The 14,228-nt window shown below is 60.9% G+C and carries 13 protein-coding genes and 1 pseudogene; 4 read left to right on the forward strand and 10 right to left on the reverse strand.

Annotation, left to right across the window (positions count from 1 at the left end; translation table 11 throughout):
* Nucleotides 1–111: 111 nt before the first annotated feature.
* Nucleotides 112–1,113 carry an ABC transporter substrate-binding protein gene (locus tag K0H48_RS09580; protein WP_219267290.1) on the reverse strand — a complete coding sequence of 334 codons (1,002 nt, stop codon included), beginning with the start codon at nucleotides 1,111–1,113 and terminating at the stop codon, nucleotides 112–114.
* A gap of 279 nt (nucleotides 1,114–1,392) precedes the next feature.
* Here K0H48_RS09580 and K0H48_RS09585 point away from each other — a divergent pair, with 279 nt between their 5' ends.
* Entirely contained in the window at nucleotides 1,393–2,979 is a 1,587-nt protein-coding gene (locus K0H48_RS09585) for an ABC transporter permease (protein ID WP_219267291.1), read from the forward strand.
* Nucleotides 2,976–3,791 carry an ABC transporter ATP-binding protein gene (locus K0H48_RS09590; RefSeq protein ID WP_219267292.1) on the forward strand — a complete coding sequence of 272 codons (816 nt, stop codon included), beginning with the start codon at nucleotides 2,976–2,978 and terminating at the stop codon, nucleotides 3,789–3,791. The genes K0H48_RS09585 and K0H48_RS09590 overlap by 4 nt, the downstream gene beginning before the upstream one ends.
* On the opposite strand, the gene K0H48_RS09595 is transcribed toward K0H48_RS09590, so the two are convergent.
* On the reverse strand, nucleotides 3,778–4,848 hold the full coding sequence (locus tag K0H48_RS09595) for a fatty acid desaturase (protein ID WP_219267293.1): 1,071 nt from the start codon (nucleotides 4,846–4,848) through the stop codon (nucleotides 3,778–3,780). The genes K0H48_RS09590 and K0H48_RS09595 overlap by 14 nt on opposite strands.
* Nucleotides 4,849–4,949: 101 nt before the next feature.
* On the opposite strand from K0H48_RS09595, the gene K0H48_RS09600 reads away from it, so the two are divergent.
* Nucleotides 4,950–5,954 (forward strand): AraC family transcriptional regulator, encoded by a 1,005-nt coding sequence (locus K0H48_RS09600; RefSeq protein WP_138817346.1) that lies wholly within the window; start codon nucleotides 4,950–4,952, stop codon nucleotides 5,952–5,954.
* A gap of 85 nt (nucleotides 5,955–6,039) precedes the next feature.
* Here the strand turns inward: K0H48_RS09600 and K0H48_RS09605 are convergent, their stop codons facing one another.
* Nucleotides 6,040–6,399: a response regulator gene (locus K0H48_RS09605; RefSeq protein WP_219267294.1), complete on the reverse strand. Its 360-nt coding sequence runs from the start codon at nucleotides 6,397–6,399 to the stop codon at nucleotides 6,040–6,042.
* A gap of 38 nt (nucleotides 6,400–6,437) precedes the next feature.
* Nucleotides 6,438–7,124, reverse strand: a complete 687-nt coding sequence (locus K0H48_RS09610) for a Crp/Fnr family transcriptional regulator (protein WP_219267295.1) — start codon at nucleotides 7,122–7,124, stop codon at nucleotides 6,438–6,440.
* A gap of 83 nt (nucleotides 7,125–7,207) precedes the next feature.
* Here K0H48_RS09610 and K0H48_RS09615 point away from each other — a divergent pair.
* Nucleotides 7,208–7,702: pseudogene (locus K0H48_RS09615) on the forward strand (DUF962 domain-containing protein); the annotation flags it as partial.
* Nucleotides 7,703–7,851: 149 nt separating this feature from the next.
* Here K0H48_RS09615 and K0H48_RS09620 read toward each other — a convergent pair.
* The 6 genes from K0H48_RS09620 to dibA form a co-directional block, all read right to left on the reverse strand.
* Entirely contained in the window at nucleotides 7,852–8,832 is a 981-nt protein-coding gene (locus tag K0H48_RS09620; RefSeq protein ID WP_065930891.1) for a sulfate/molybdate ABC transporter ATP-binding protein, read from the reverse strand.
* Between the two features lie 3 nt (nucleotides 8,833–8,835).
* Nucleotides 8,836–9,708: a sulfate ABC transporter permease subunit CysW gene (gene cysW / locus K0H48_RS09625; protein WP_017136696.1), complete on the reverse strand. Its 873-nt coding sequence runs from the start codon at nucleotides 9,706–9,708 to the stop codon at nucleotides 8,836–8,838.
* Nucleotides 9,709–9,721: 13 nt separating this feature from the next.
* Complete coding sequence (gene cysT, locus K0H48_RS09630; RefSeq protein WP_065930892.1) at nucleotides 9,722–10,540, reverse strand: sulfate ABC transporter permease subunit CysT; 819 nt, start codon at nucleotides 10,538–10,540, stop codon at nucleotides 9,722–9,724.
* A 76-nt stretch (nucleotides 10,541–10,616) separates the two neighbouring features.
* On the reverse strand, nucleotides 10,617–11,627 hold the full coding sequence (locus tag K0H48_RS09635) for a sulfate ABC transporter substrate-binding protein (protein WP_138817351.1): 1,011 nt from the start codon (nucleotides 11,625–11,627) through the stop codon (nucleotides 10,617–10,619).
* 74 nt (nucleotides 11,628–11,701) lie between these two features.
* Nucleotides 11,702–11,884, reverse strand: coding sequence for a sulfur starvation response protein OscA (gene oscA, locus K0H48_RS09640; protein ID WP_003170956.1), 183 nt, complete (start codon nucleotides 11,882–11,884; stop codon nucleotides 11,702–11,704).
* A gap of 300 nt (nucleotides 11,885–12,184) precedes the next feature.
* Nucleotides 12,185–14,098, reverse strand: coding sequence for a phosphodiesterase DibA (gene dibA, locus K0H48_RS09645; protein ID WP_219267296.1), 1,914 nt, complete (start codon nucleotides 14,096–14,098; stop codon nucleotides 12,185–12,187).
* Between the last annotated feature and the right edge of the window lie 130 nt (nucleotides 14,099–14,228).

The following is a 14,228-nucleotide window of genomic DNA, read 5'->3' on the forward strand; positions in this document are numbered from 1 at the left end:
CGGTACCTATACTCATCGCAGGCAAGCCAGCTCCCACAGTTTGATGTGTGAACACAGTCAAATGTGGGAGCTGGCTTGCCTGCGATAGCGATATCCCAGGCACCAAAACTCTCAGAGCCCCGCGGCGGCCAGGTTCGGCGCCACCCAGTCACTCACCTGAAACGACTTGCGAATCAGCCGTTCCTTGGACGCCAAGTCCACCGCGCCCTGCAACTTGCCCAGGAACACCGGATCCAGGGTCGCCGGGAAAATCTCGCTGAGCTGCTGGTCTTTCAAGTCGTTGGTCAGGATCACCGGTGGATAACTGGCTCGCCCCGACACCAGCTCGATATAGGACTGCTTGTTGCTGTCGGTGGTCAACCACTGCACCGCTTGCTGCTGGGCCTTGAGCAGTTTGGCTACCGCATCGGGGTGTTCGTCGACAAACTGTTTGCTGCCCACCAGCACCGCCTGGACGCTGCCGGCGCCGCCGAGGTCCTTGGTGGTGAGCGGTATTTCCGCCAGCCCTTTGGCCTGCAACGCCGTCAGGTTCGAACCGCCCCAGGTCGCATCAATTTGCTTGGCGGCCAACGCCGCTCCCGCCGCGTTGAAATCCAGGTTGATGACTTTCAGGTCCTTTTCATTCAAGCCCTGGCTGGCCAATGCGCTGTCGAACGACAACTGGCTGGCCGTGCCACGGAACACCGCCACACGCTTGCCCTTGAGGTCTTGCAAGGTTTTGATCCCCGAGCCAGGCACCACGCCCAGGTACTGTTTGATGTCGCGCGCGGTGGCGCTGAGCAAACGTGTGTCCAGCCCATTGGAGCGACCGATGATCGCCGCCAGGTCGCCCAGGTAGGCCAGGTCCACCTGGCCATTGGCGAAGGCTTCATTGATCACGGGACCGGCGCCCTTGAAGTAATTCCACTGGATCTTGATGCCTTGGTCGGCAAAGGCCTTTTCGAAGATCTGCTGCTCGCGCAATACATCCGTTATACCGCCGCCGCTGTGCTGGCTCCCGGCACTCAGGTCAGGCACGGCGATGCGGATTTCCTTGAGGTCGGCGGCGTGTACCAGCCCGGCCAGGGCGGTGCCCGCGAACAGGCTGATCAGACGTTTGAAGGGCAGTTTCATAAGCGCAGCTCCTGGTGGGCGACGGTCGCCTGGGGAGCAGAAAGTAGGCATAGCCCGAGCAAAACTTTAAATACTATAAATTCACAATTTAATAGCTTTTTGGACTATGCGCGCAGAAACGCTGGCTCCAGCGGCGTATGCATAAACAGCATCGAAAATATTCTTCGAATGCATTGGATGCGTGCCGGGCAGAGGCTTTAAATGATTTTTCTTATCTCACAATCATCTTGATTCCATTTTTATAAGATCAAAATCACATAACGCCGAGGGAGGTCTGCCATGGCCCGCACTTCACAGTTGAGCCTGCCTCTTCCAACCCCCGCGCCGCGCTGGCCCTTGCTCAGTGAGCGTTTGCTGCCCTGGCTGTTGCCGCTGGCGCTGTTTGCGCTGTGGTGGTTGGCCAGCCGTCATCAGTGGATGAGCGAACAAATTTTGCCCGCACCTTCACTGGTGTGGAGCAGCGCCGTGGAACTGGCCGGCGGCGAGCTGTGGAGCAACCTGGCGATCAGCTTGCAGCGTTTGTTCTGGGGGCTGTTGGCCGGTATCGGTGCGGGGGCCGTATTGGGTGCGCTATTAGGTTTCAGCGCACGCGCCGAACGCCTGGTGTTCCCCACCTTCAGCGCGTTGTCGCAAGTGCCGACCCTGGCCTGGATCCCGTTGTTCATGGTGTTTTTCGGCATCGGCGAAACCTTGAAACTGGTGGTGCTGGTGAAGGCGATTGTGGTGCCCGTTACCTTGCACACACTGGTCGGCGTGCGTGACGCGCAACCCAACCTGCGTGAAGCCGCCCGCGTACTGCGACTGCCCACCCACCTGCTGATTCGTCGGCTGATCCTGCCCGCTGCATTGCCGGCCTTCATGGCCGGTGTGCGCCTGGCGCTGGCGGCGGGCTGGACCTCGTTGCTGGCCGTGGAGTTGCTGGCGTCCAGCGAAGGCATCGGCTACCTGATGGTCTGGGCACGCCAGTTGTTCATGCTCGATATCGTCTTCGTGTGCATCGTGGTCATCGGTGTGTTGGGCGTGGTAATGGATCGCGGCATCGGCTGGCTGGACCGCAAATGGGTGCATTGGCCGCACCCAGCCACCGCGCAGATTCGGCGTGGCCCGCGCTATGAAGGGTGGCAACGCCTGCAACCGTGGTTATTGCCGCTGCTGTTGTTGGCGTTGTGGCAGGTGGCGACGGATCAGGCTTGGGTGGACCCCAATATTCTGGTCAGCCCATGGGCCGTGCTGCAAACCACCGGCGCGGGTGTGCTGGATGGCAGCCTGTCCGGCGCGTTGGGCAAAAGCCTCGGCCGCACGCTGGGTGGCCTGTTGCTCGGCGGCAGCCTGGGATTTGCCATGGGCGTGTGGCTGGGGTTGTCGCGACGCAGCGAACGAGTACTCGGGCCGACCCTGGCCGCGCTGCGCCAGATCGCAATTTTCGCCTGGGTGCCGTTGCTCACCGCCTGGTTCGGCCTGGGTGAGTTGGCCAAGTGGGTGTTTATCGCCCTCGCGGCGTTTTTTCCGCTGTTTATCGCTACCCAACGCAGCGTGTTGAACCTGTCGCCACAGTTGCGCGAAGCCGCGCAAGTGCTGCGCCTGAACCTGTTCCAGCGCCTGCGCCGCCTGGTGCTGCCGGGCGCGGCGGCGGGGATCTTCGCCGGCCTGCGCCTGAGCCTGATCTATGCCTGGCTGGGCACCATCGGTGCGGAATATTTCATGCCGTCCAATGGCGGCATCGGCAGCCTGATGATCGGCGCCCAACAGCTGCTGCGCATGGACCTGATCATGGGCGGCATGCTGCTGGTCGGCCTTACCGGCGCGACGCTCAACCTTATCGGCCAACGCATCGAAACCCGCGCCACGCGCTGGAGACACGCATGAACGCACCTATCGTCAGCTTCAACCATGTGGGCAAGACCTTTGACGTCGACGGCTTTGAGCTGGAGGCGATTCGCGAATTCAACCTGGACATCGCCGAAGGCGAGTTCGTGGCGATTGTGGGCGCAAGCGGCTGCGGCAAATCCACCCTGCTACGCCTGCTGGTGGGGCTGGATACGCAGTTTCGTGGCGAGATCCGGGTGGACGGCAACGCCGTAAAGGGTATCGGCGGCGAACGCGGCATCGTGTTCCAGGAACACAGGTTGTTCCCCTGGCTGACCGTCGCAGAAAACATCGGCCTGGGCCTGGTCAACGAGCCGTTGAGCGAGGCCGAGCGCAACCGGCGCATCGGTGACTTTATCGAATTGGTGGGCCTTACCGACTTTACCCGCGCTTATCCGCATCAGCTGTCCGGCGGCATGGCGCAACGTGTGGCTATCGCCCGTGGCCTGGTGGCCAGCCCGCGTATTCTGTTGCTCGACGAGCCGTTCGGCGCCCTCGATGCGCTGACCCGCCAGCAGATGCAGGACGAGCTGTTGGCGATTCGCGCCCGCGCCAAAATCACCACGGTGCTGGTAACCCACGATGTGGAAGAAGCGATTTTTCTGGCCGACCGCGTGGTGGTGATGGAGCCGCGACCCGGGCGCATCAAGCAGGTGGTGGACATCGCCCTGCCCCATCCGCGCCAGCGCAGCAGCTTCGAGTTCCACCAACTGCGCGAAGAGCTGCTGCATGAACTGATCAGCGACGACCACTATCAACCGCCGCTGCGCGAACAGATTCGCGACCTGCCGCTGGCGTTTATTGCTTGCTGAACGCCAATTCGGCGTCCGGCCGTTCCTGGCGCTCAAGCCGATTGGCGCGGGCAAATGTGCCGATATCATTGAAGCGCACGCCCATCCCGCGCATGACTTTGTGGGCCACCTTGGCGGTCATCTGGCGAATGTAGAACGGCTCCTTCACCACAAAATGGTGGATGCCGTGGGTGCTGCCGAAGTTGAAGCAGAACGCCTGCAACGGCCACATCCACCACGGGTTGAGCACCTGGGTTTGCTGGATCACGTTGCCCAGTTCCACATCGCCGTAATAGTGCATGTTGGAGCTGACAAAGTGCAGGCAAAAGGTGCGCAGCACGTTGGGGCCGATGATCACCACGGCGGCGATATCAATCACCTGCATCACCTGCAAAGTGCCGGCGGACCAGTCGATGGGCGCGCCCATCAGGCTGGCAATGCCATTGGCGGCATGAAAACCCAGGAACACATACCACGCGCCCCAATGCAGCAGTGCCAGCGGTGCGTAGACCAGCAGCGAGCGCTTGAGGATCTTGAGTTTGTGACTCCAGGTCTTGGCCCGCAGCATGCGGATAAACGCTGACATCACGTTATCCCCCACCATCAACAACCGCGCGAACCCCCAGGGTTCGCCATTGGTGATGGCGCGTTCTTCCATATCGGTCTCGGTGCCCGACACCTTGTGGTGGTTAAGGTGCAGGTGCCGGCGTATCCACGGGTTGATGGTGCTCGGCCGCGCCAGCCACACCAGGCCCATCATCAGGTTGTGGGGCACGCGTTGCTTGCGAAAGTACATGCTGTGGATCAGATCGTGTTCCAGCTCGTGGGTCAGCGAAGCGAGGAAGGCATTGAGCAGCAGGCACGCCCACCAGGCCATATGGCCGGTGATATACAGCGCCGCCGAGCCAAGCATGCCGAGCAAGGCCAAGGCCAGGATGCCCGCGCCCAACGCGTCCTGATGCAGCAGCCAGGGGTGCTGCTGGCGCAACCGCACGCCTTCGGCGAGCACCACTTCGCGGATTATTGCCGAGCGCTGTTGCGCGTTCATCTGTTGGGGACTTGCAGAAGTACCGTCCATGCTCCCATCCTCTTGTTAAGTGATACGTCCATCCTGCCCCAAGCGATCGGGCGGGACGCTAGCCCCGGACGCCAACCTGTTGACCGCAAGCGCCAATCACCATGACTGAACCCACCTCCCTCGCCAGCTGGACCCGCGCCCTGCGCAAGCAGCTCGACGCCCTTAACCTGGACAGCGCCGCGCTGTGCAGTGAGGCCGGGCTCGACCCGCAACAAATGGACGACCCGAATGCGCGTTACCCGCTGTCGGCCACCACGCGCTTGTGGGAACTGGCGGTGCAGGCCAGCGGCGACCCGGCGATTGGGTTGCGAGTGTCGCGGTTCGTGAGCCCCACCACCTTTCATGCGCTGGGTTATGCACTGGTGGCCAGCGGCAGTTTGCGTGAGGTGTTCGAGCGCATCGTGCGTTATCACCAGGTGGTCAGCGATGCGCTGACCCTGGAGCTTAGTGCAGAGGGCGAGCGTTACCACTTTCGCCTGCTGCAACCGCCCGACAGCCCGGCGCCGGCGCTGGAAGCCATTGATGCGTTTGCGGCGATTTACGTGCGTACCTGTCGCAACCGCCTGGGCCGCGACTATGCGCCGTTGGCGGTGTACCTGCGCCGCCCCGAACCGGCCGATCCCAAACCCTGGCATGCGGTATTCCGCGCGCCGGTGTTTTTTGGCGCCGAGGAAGACCGCCTGGAGTTCGCTGCACGGGATTTCGACAGCCACCTGGACGACGCCAACCCCGAGTTGGCCGAGCACAATGAAACCGTGCTCAAGCGCACCCTTGCCCAGTTACAACCGCTGACCTGGGAACGCAAGGTGCGCAGGGCGATCGAGGAACAATTGCCGGAGGGCGAGCCGAGTGCCGAGCGCATTGCCCAGGCGTTGCACCTGAGCCTGCGCAGCTTGCAGCGGCATTTGGCGGATGAGGGCTGTCGGTTTGATGCGTTGCTCAACGAGTGCCGCGAAAACCTGGCGCTGCTGCACTTGCGCGATCCGCACTGCTCATTGGCCGAGATCAGTTATTTGCTTGGGTTTGCCGATACCAGCAGTTTCAGCCGAGCGTTCAAGCGCTGGACGGGGATGACGCCGGGGCAGTTTCGCGATGGGTTGCGTTAGGTCGGGCCTCATCGCGGGCAAGCCCGGCTCCCACAGGGGAATGCATTCCAACTGTGGTAGCTGGCTTGCCTGCGATAGCGGTGGCTCAGCGACCACGCCGCAAGAGTTTTTTCACCCGCGCCACCAGCACTTTGGCATCAAACGGCTTGAGCAAATAATCATCCTCATGCAGTTCCAGCCCACGCAAGCGGTCTTCAATCCCGCCCGGCGTGGTCAGGAACAACACCGGAGTCTCACCCTTCAACCGAATCGCCTGCTGCAATTTCCAGGCATTCAGGCCCGGCAGCATCACATCCAGGATCACCAGGTCGTATTCGCTGCTTTCAACCAGGCGCAACGCCGCCATGCCGTTGGCCGCGACTTCGACGCTGTAACTGGCCTCGTTCAAGCCCTGGGCCATCCGCTGTGCCTCTTCGGATTCATGTTCCACTAACAGCACGCGCATAACACACCTCGATTAATCAGGCTTGCAGGCTAACACCCTCAGGTGTGCGCCGCCTCACGCAGTCGCCGGGCGTCGAGGATTTCGATCTCGCCGTAACCCAGGCGCACGATGCCTTGGGCTTGCAGGTCTTTGAGCAAGGCGTTGGTGGTCTGGCGTGACAGGCTCAACATTGCGGCCAGGTCTTCCTGGGGCAGTTGCAGCACGCTTTTTGAATACTCGGCCTCGCCGTAACCCTCAACAATCATCAACAGACGATGGGCCAAGCGCACCGAGGCCGGCATCAAGCTCAGTTGCTCGATATTGATAAAACTCAGGCGCAGTTTCTGGCTCATCAACAAGGCCAGGTCGCGCCAGTACTGCGGGCTGTCATTGAGGATATTCAACAGCGCCTGCTGTGGCACCTGCAGCAGCGTGCACGGCCCGACGGCGCAGGCGTCATGGGTGCGTGGCAGGCCGTCGAACAGGCAAATCTCACCCAACCAGAAGGGTGATTCCACCAGACTCAACAGCGCTTCCTTGCCGTGCTCATTCACCGCGCTGATGCGCAAGGCGCCGTCGAGCACCGCGTACAGGCCACAGGGCGGGTCGCCACGCTTGAACAGGGTTTGCCCCGCCGCCAGCTGTCGCAGCCGGGCGTGGGCCAGCAGGCTATGCTGAAAAGGCTCAGGCAGGTGGCTGAACCAGTGGCCGCAGGCCAAGCGAGTACGCCATTTCTCTGTGTCCATGAGCACTCCGAAGATTGTCGCCCAGCTGACAGTCAGTCACAGGCGGACAGGGCATGATCAAGCATCCTACAGGAGGAACAACAATGAAAAGCCTCGTCGACCACCTCAGCCAATACGCCGCTTACCACCGCGACCCGCGCAATATCGCCAGCCACTTTATCGGCATCCCGCTGATCGTCGTCGCCGTAGCGGTGCTGTTGTCGCGCCCCGAATGGGCCGTCAGCAACCTGTGGATATCTCCGGCAGTGCTACTCGCGCTGTTTTCGGCGTGGTTTTACCTTCGCCTGGAACTGGCGCTGGGCGTGCTGATGACGGTGTTGATGGGCCTGTCGGTGTGGGCCGGGCATGCGCTGGCGGCGCAGAGCACGCTGGTGTGGCTGAGCAGCGGCATCGGGATGTTTGTGGTGGGCTGGGTGATTCAGTTTGTCGGGCATTACTACGAAGGCAGAAAGCCGGCGTTTGTGGATGATGTGTCGGGGCTAATTGTGGGTCCGTTGTTTGTGGTGGCGGAGTTGGCGTTTTTGCTGGGGTTGCGGCATGGTCTCAAGGAGCAGATTGAGGCGCGCTCCGGCCCGGTAGAACGCCGCGATCTAAAGTCGAGCCAGCTCCCACATGATCGTTCCCACGCTCTGCGTGGGAATGCAGCCCAGGACGCTCCGCGTCCCAAAGCGTGACGCAGAGCGTCACAAGAGGCGTTCCCACGCGGAGCGTGGGAACGATCGGAGGGTCAGGCTTTTTGCCAGACCTTGGGCTTGAAGAACAAGGTCTCGCCACGCGCCAGACCGGTCAGGCTGTCGTGGTCTTTGACCACTTCGGCCTCGATCAACTCGCTTTGGCCTTCGACCTTCAGCGTTACCCGTGTGGTGGCGCCGAGCGGGCGAATATCGCGCACTTGCGCCGCGTGGTGATCTTCCAGCTCATGGCGCGACAGCGACACTTCATGCGGGCGGAACAGCACGTGCTTGTCTTCACCCAGATGCAGGCGGTTGGAATCACCGAGGAAGTGATACACAAAATCGCTGGCCGGGTTTTCGTAGACTTCGCCCGGTGAGCCGATCTGCTCGATCACGCCCTTGTTCATCACCACGATACGGTCGGCGACTTCCATGGCCTCTTCCTGGTCGTGGGTCACGAACACCGAGGTCAGGTTGATGTCTTCGTGCAGGCGCGCCAGCCAGCGGCGCAGCTCTTTACGCACCTTGGCGTCGAGGGCGCCGAAGGGTTCGTCGAGCAATAGCACTTTGGGTTCTACCGCCAGGGCGCGTGCCAGGGCGATACGTTGGCGCTGGCCGCCGGAGAGTTGTTCCGGGTAGCGATCAGACAGCCAATCGAGCTGCACCATGTTCAGCAGCTCATGCACCTTGACCGCGATCTGGCTTTCGCTCGGGCGCTGGTTTTTCGGCTTCATGCGCAGGCCGAAGGCAACGTTGTCGAACACAGTCATGTGGCGGAACAACGCGTAGTGCTGGAACACAAAGCCGACGTTGCGATCACGCACGTCGTGGCCGGACACGTCTTCACCGTGGAACACGATGCTGCCGTCATCCGGGGTTTCAAGACCCGCGATGATGCGCAGCAAGGTGGTCTTGCCGCAGCCGGACGGGCCCAGCAACGCCACCAGCTCGCCACTCTGGATGTCCAGATTGATGCTGTTCAGGGCCTTGAAGGCGTTGAAATTCTTGCTGACATTACGGACTTCGATCGACATGACTTATTCCTCACCGGCGCTGTTGCGCAGGCGGTTGATACGGTTCTCGCTCCACTGCTTGAGCAGCAGGATGAAGAGCGCCAGGATCAGCAACAGGCTCGCAACGGCAAACGCGGCGACATGGTTGTATTCGTTGTAGAGGATCTCGACGTGCAGCGGCAAGGTGTTGGTCACGCCGCGAATGTGGCCGGACACCACCGACACCGCGCCGAACTCACCCATCGCCCGCGCGGTACACAGCACCACGCCGTAGATCAGGCCCCACTTGATGTTCGGCACGGTCACATGCCAGAACATCTGCCAGCCATTGGCGCCCAGCAGGCGTGCGGCTTCTTCTTCCTGGGTGCCCTGCTCCTGCATCAGCGGGATCAGTTCACGGGCCACGAACGGCACCGTGACGAAGATGGTCGCCAGCACAATGCCCGGCAGGGCAAACACGATCTGGATGTCATGGTCTTGCAGCCACGGGCCAAAGAAGCCCTGGGCGCCGAACATCAGCACGTAGACCAGGCCCGCGATCACCGGCGACACCGAGAACGGCAGGTCGATCAGCGTGACCAGAATGCTCTTGCCACGGAACGAGTACTTGCTCACACACCACGCGGCGCTGACGCCAAACACCAGGTTGAGCGGCACCGAAATCACCACGGCGATCACCGTGAGCTTCAATGCCGACAGCGCGTCCGGCTCAAGGATCGCCGTGAAGAACGCGCCGAGGCCGTTCTTCAAGCCCTGGGACACCACGATAAACAGCGGCAGCAGCAGGAACAGCGCGAACACCAGCCAGCCCAGCGTGATCAGGATGCGACGCGACACCGCGCTGCCACGACGGGCAGCGTTGGCCGAGGACGCGGCGGAAATAGACGATTGGGACATGTTCCGCGCCTCCTTATGGGGTTTCGATGCGCCGCTGCAGCAAGTTGATCAGCAGCAGCAGGACAAAGGAAACCACCAGCATCATCACGCCGATGGCGGTGGCGCCGGTGTAGTCGTATTGGTCGAGCTTGACCATGATCAGCAACGGCAGAATCTCGGTTTTCATCGGCATGTTGCCGGCGATGAAGATCACCGAACCGTACTCACCCACGCCACGGGCGAAGGCCAGCGCGAAGCCGGTCAGCCACGCGGGCAGCAATGCGGGCACGAGGATGTAGCGGAACACCTGCAAGGGCTTGGCGCCCAGGCAAGCGGCAGCTTCTTCGATTTCACGCGGGATATCGGCGAGCACCGGCTGCACCGTACGCACCACGAAGGGCAAGGTGACAAAGGTCAGTGCCAGGGTGATGCCGATGGGGGTGTAGGCGATTTTAAAGCCCAGGTCGGTCGCGAATTGCCCGACCAGGCCTGCCGGTGCGTACAGCGCCGTGAGGGCAATACCGGCTACGGCGGTGGGCAGCGCAAACGGCAAGTCGATCATCGCATCGATGATCTTGCGGCCGGGGAAGGTATAACGCACCAGCACCCAGGCCAGCAGTGTGCCGATCACGCCGTTGATGATCGCCGCGACGAACGCGGTGCCGAAGCTCAGTTTTAACGCTGCCAGCACCCGCGGTGCGGTAATGATGGCCCAGAACTGATCCCAAGTGAGTTGAGCGGCATGTACAAACATCGCCGCCAGGGGGATGAGTACGATCAGGCTGAGGTACACCACGGTGTAGCCCAGCGTCAGCCCGAAGCCGGGTATGACGGGGGAAATACGACGCGACATAAGAGTCCTTGGTTAGCGGAACTGACACACAAAACCCGCAGGTGAATGCGGGCTTCGTGAGTGTGTGTTTCTCGGCTTACTGCGCCGTGTAGATCTGGTCGAACACGCCACCGTCGTTAAAGAATTTCGGTTGGGCAGTTTTCCAGCCGCCGAAGTCTTTGTCGATAGTCACCAGGTCCAGTTTCGGGAACTGCTGGGCGTATTTGGCGGCGACTTTCTCATCGCGTGGGCGGTAGAAGTTCTTCGCCGCAATCTCCTGGCCAGCCGGGCTGTACAGGTGCTTGAGGTATTCGGTGGCGATCTCGGTATTGCCCTTTTTCTCGGCGTTTTTGTCGACCACGGCCACCGGCGGCTCCGCGAGGATCGACAGGGACGGCACGACGATGTCGAACTTGTCGGCGCCGCCGTCTTCTTTGAGTGCCAGGAACGCCTCGTTTTCCCAGGCCAGCAACACGTCACCCTGACCGTTGTTGACGAAGGTGATGGTCGAACCACGAGCGCCGGTGTCGAGGATCGGCACGTGTTTGAACAGCTCTTTTACGTATTCCTGGGCCTTGGCTTCGCTGCCGCCGGATTTGAGGCCGTAGGCCCACGCGGCGAGGAAGTTCCAGCGCGCACCGCCGGAGGTTTTCGGGTTAGGCGTGATAACGGAAACGTCTTTCTTGATCAGGTCGCCCCAGTCCTTGATGCCTTTAGGGTTGCCCTTGCGCACCAGGAACACGATGGTCGAGGTGTACGGGGTACTCGCATCCGGCAGGCGGGTTTGCCAGTTTTCCGGCAGGGTCTTGCCCAGTTTGGCGATTTCATCGATGTCGCCGGCCAGGGCCAGGGTCACTACGTCGGCGCGCAGGCCGTCGATCACCGCACGGCCTTGCTTGCCCGAGCCGCCATGGGATTGCTGGATCTTGACGTTGTCGCCAGGGTGGGACTGTTTCCAGTAGCTGGTGAACTCAGCGTTGTAGTCCTGGTACAGCTCACGGGTCGGGTCATACGAGACGTTGAGCAACTCGTAGTCCTTGGCAACGGCGGAACCGGCAAACACGGCGCTGGCCAGTGCGGCCAAGGCGTAACGGCGAATCGACGACATAGAAGCTCCTGAAATTCTTGGGTGTTGGCTTTTTCTTATAGTTGCGGGTCTTGCATGCGAATCGCCGTTGTTGCTTAGCTCGGTTTGTTACCCGGGTTCTGCAAACGGAATTTTTCCTTGCGTTCGATCTGTACCACTTGGGCGTTATGCACAGTGATTTCCACCGCGCCAAACCGCAGGTCGCGCAAGGCGCTCTGGATCTCACGCAAAATGGCTGCTTCGTCCTGGCCGTCGACGCTACGTAGAGATGCGCTCATGGTCTCGCTCCTGAAATGAATAGTGCCTGGCAGTGGCGGCACTGCTTGCGGCGTGAGGGCGATAGTAGATAAGCGCGGATATTCTTAAAAATACTATTTAAGAATGTTTATATAACCAGAAAGAATTTTCTGACAGGACGTGGGGTTGCGTGGGTATTTACGAGTTCAGCGCAGAAAATAAGGCATGCCGAGATCCAAATGTGGGAGCGGGCTTGCTCGCGAATGCGGTAAATCAGCCACACATGTCTTGACTGACAGTCCGCTTTCGCGAGCAAGCCCGCTCCCACATTTGATCGTATTTCAAGTCCTGATGGGCGGTGACCTGGCCCAATCCATTTCTTGCGCCGGCACTGGCCGGCCAAACCAGTACCCTTGGCCCAAATCACATTCCTGCGCCAACAAGAACCTTGCCTGCTCCACCTGCTCAATGCCTTCGGCGTGTACCTGCATGCCCATGCTTTTAGCCAGGGCGATCACCACGCGCACAATCGCCGCGTCGTCTTCATCCCACGGCAACCCGGCGACAAATCCCTGGTCGATCTTGAGCTTCTGCACCGGCAGGCGCTTGAGCCGCAGCAGTGACGAATAACCGGTACCAAAGTCATCGATGGCCAACCGCAAGCCCAACTCGCGCAGACGGTGCAGTTGCTCAAGGGCGACTTCGGGGTCTTCCATCACCGCGCTTTCGGTGACTTCCAGCTCCAGAAATGCCGGATCCAGGCCGGTGGTGTGCAGCACCTGGGCGACTTGCTCATACAGTTCACGCCGGGCAAACAAACGGCTGGAGACATTCACCGCAATAAAGCTCAACGGCGCGCCGTCGGCCAGCCATTGGCCCATCTGGCGGCAGGCCTGGTCCATCACCCAGCCGTCGATGTCGGCAATCAGCCCGGTGCGCTCGGCAATCGGGATAAATTCACCCGGCGGCACCAGGCCGCGCTCCGGGTGTTGCCAGCGCACCAGGGCTTCGACGCCAACCAGGCGGCTGTCTTGCAGGTCGTGCACGGGCTGGTAATACACACGCAGCTCTTGCTGATCGAGTGCGCGGCGCAGTTCGCTGGCGATTTCCACACGGTGCTGGGCGTGGGCGGTCAGCTCTTCGGTGTACAGCGCATACCCTTCGCGGCCGGCGCTCTTGGCCTTGAACAGCGCGGAGTCGGCATTGCGCAGCAGTTGTTCGGCGCTCAGGGCATCACTGGGGAACAGGCTGATGCCGATGCTGGCGCTGATGAACAACTGGTTGCCATCAAACACAAACGGCTCTTTCATCGCATCAAGCATGCGCTGCGCCAGCGCGGCGGCCTGCACCACCTGTGGACAACTTTCGGCCAGCACGGCGAACTCATCGCCGCCGAGGCGCGCCAGGGTCACGCCGGGGCCAAACAGGCCTTTTAACCGCTCGCCAACGGCCTTGAGCAACTGGTCACCGACGTTATGGCCGAGGCTGTCGTTGATGATCTTGAAGTGGTCCAAGTCCATCAACAGCAGCGCGCAGCCGCGTTTATGCACTTGCGCTGAGGCCAGCGCCTGCTCGGCGCGGTCGGTGAACAGCAGGCGGTTGGGCAGGTCGGTAAGCGGGTCGTGGTGGGCCAGGTGCGCCAGTTCGTGCTCGGAGTCTTTGATGGCGCTGATGTCGGAAAAGACCGCGACGTAATGGCTGACCTCGCCCTGGTCATTGTGGATAACCCGGATGGTTTGCCACTGTGGATAAATCTCACCGCTTTTGCGCCGGTTCCAGATTTCGCCGCTCCATTCGCCGGTGCGTTCGAGGGTCTGGAACACCTGTTGATAAAAATTCGACGAATGGCGCCCGGACTTGAACAGGCTCGGCCGTTCGCCCATCACGTCCCCACGGCTATAACCGGTGATCTCCATAAAGGCCCGGTTCACATGCACGATCAGCCCCTGGGCGTCGGTGACCAGTACGCCTTCGCGGGTGCAATCGAACACGGCGGCGGCCTGTTGCAGGCGTTCGCGGTTTTCTTTCAAGGGTTGCAGCAACCGATGGGTACGGGCAAAACGCGCACAGATCAGGTAAATGACCCACGCGCTCAGGGCCACCCACACATAGCCGCGCACCTGCAGCCAGCGCCCTAACTGCCTCGGGTCATCGAGAAAGTTGATCAATAGCTGGTTGCTGAGCTGGAGCCACACAATGGAAACCAGCAGGTATACCAGCCCCACACGCAGGGCACCTCGGTACGAAAACAGCATATGGTCAGTAATCCTTACCCAAAAAACAAAATCGCCCTACAAAGGCTGCGGATTATAGAATAAGAAACATCCAGTCACTCCTATCTGAAAGGGCGGCTGGTTTTCTCTGTAGGCTTAGTGATAATGCGTG

This window comes from Pseudomonas sp. Xaverov 259 (assembly GCF_019352915.1).
Classification (GTDB): domain Bacteria; phylum Pseudomonadota; class Gammaproteobacteria; order Pseudomonadales; family Pseudomonadaceae; genus Aquipseudomonas.